This is a genomic window from Streptococcus cuniculi, assembly GCF_004570575.1.
Classification (GTDB): Bacteria; Bacillota; Bacilli; order Lactobacillales; family Streptococcaceae; genus Streptococcus; species Streptococcus cuniculi_A.
The window spans coordinates 1-1,470 of the sequence record NZ_SPPD01000044.1 but is presented as its reverse complement, the minus strand read 5'-3'; the positions used below and the strand labels follow the sequence as shown (position 1 = coordinate 1,470).

4 protein-coding genes are annotated in these 1,470 nt (G+C 44.1%); all 4 read left to right on the top strand.

The genetic code is table 11. The annotated features are described in order from the left end of the window. A partial coding sequence (locus tag E4T82_RS11910) for a class B sortase (RefSeq protein WP_135182978.1) occupies positions 1 to 497 on the top strand: 497 nt, incomplete at its 5' end. Further along, the gene (locus tag E4T82_RS11905; RefSeq protein ID WP_228065163.1) at positions 490 to 948 is read left to right on the top strand and encodes a hypothetical protein; all 459 of its coding nucleotides are present in this window, start codon (positions 490 to 492) and stop codon (positions 946 to 948) included. The genes E4T82_RS11910 and E4T82_RS11905, both read left to right, overlap by 8 nt. 21 nt (positions 949 to 969) lie before the next feature. Next, the gene (locus E4T82_RS12920) at positions 970 to 1,107 is read left to right on the top strand and encodes a hypothetical protein (protein WP_228065161.1); all 138 of its coding nucleotides are present in this window, start codon (positions 970 to 972) and stop codon (positions 1,105 to 1,107) included. Then, on the top strand, positions 1,104 to 1,470 hold a 367-nt coding region (locus E4T82_RS11900; RefSeq protein ID WP_135182977.1), incomplete at its 3' end, for a hypothetical protein. The genes E4T82_RS12920 and E4T82_RS11900, both read left to right, overlap by 4 nt.

Genomic DNA, 1,470 nt, shown 5'->3' with positions numbered 1-1,470 from the left:
CAAGGGATGACTCGTATTATTTATCTCATGATGTAGATGGGGCAGAGACTTACTACGGGGCTATCTTTACAGAGTTGGTCAATACGAAAACGTTCGAAGATCCGATCACCATCATCTATGGTCATGCCATGACAGATGACACGATGTTTGGTTCGTTACAGGATTTCTCAGACCCGTCGTTCTTTCATGAACATAAAACCATTAGCGTAGAGACCGTGGATACACAATATGAATATGAGATTATGGCGGCGCATCTTTATACAGATGACCACCTATTTTCTACGTTTGAACTAGGGAATCAAGCAGGAGTTCATCACTATCTAGCCACCCTACAAGAACGAGCATTAGCGAGCGGTGGCGCTTACCGATCCTTGCCGGTTGAAAAAGACAAGGACAGGTTTTTAATCCTGTCGACCTGTGATGCTGTGAACAATGACCAGCGCTATGTCGTCACCGCTCGCTTGAAAGATGTAAAAGAAAGGAGTAAAGATGATTAAGAAGGTTACTCTTTCCAAGTTTTGGAGATTAGCACTTGGCTTACTGTTAGTTGGGGTTGGTCAACGTCTCCTACTGACAGGTGTGATTTCACCTTGGGCGACAGATACAGCCCTATCAATCGTATTGCCGCTAATGAGCCTTGCTTTTTGTGCAGTAGGACTATTCCTCGTTATTCCTATTGGAGTTTGGTTTTACAAGCTCCATCGGTCTGATAAACGATTGCCCAAGCTGATCTTAGCCTATCTTCTAACCGCTGTTACTGTAGGTTTCCTCATTGGCGGACTCGGCCAACTGTTGTATGACCATACTAGTTTTGCTTACACTGCTGTGCGGATAGGTGTTTGGACAATGAGTACCCTCCTCCAAAGTGTCCTAAAGGTAATCTTGTGCTTTGGCCTAGTCAGTATTCATAAGAATTTACCTATTAGGGAAAGACGGAACTACCTATAGCTACCATTAGTAGGAGTCATCATGGTATCTATTTGTATCATTCTTCTGAGCTATTTTCTACCGACTGTTGGTTCAGTCCTTGTGTCAGCCATTGATGCGATTGTATTGATTGCTACCTTGTATTATTTTAGTTACCTCGTAAAGGAGACATCCAGATGAAACGACTTCATAAGTTAATGAATGCCCTTGTATTACTGGCCGTGCTTGTTTCCAATAGCCCAATGATGTATGCGGAGGAAATCAGTCAGGCTATTGCACAATCCCAAGCAGAACAAGCTCATCAAGAGGCGGTAGAAGAAGCCAAGAGCCAAACCGTTGGCTCTGAGAATGTCAATAAGGAAACGGCTGATGCCTCTAGTGCAACACCCGAATCTTCCAAAGATGAGGGCGATGCTATCCAACAACCGAAAGTTGTGACAGAAGAGAGTGATGCAGAAGCAGAATTAAAACGTCAATACGGGGAACCCGTTGCGGTCAGTGGACAAGAACAGCTCTACCGTGTGGACGATACTCATTTTGTGA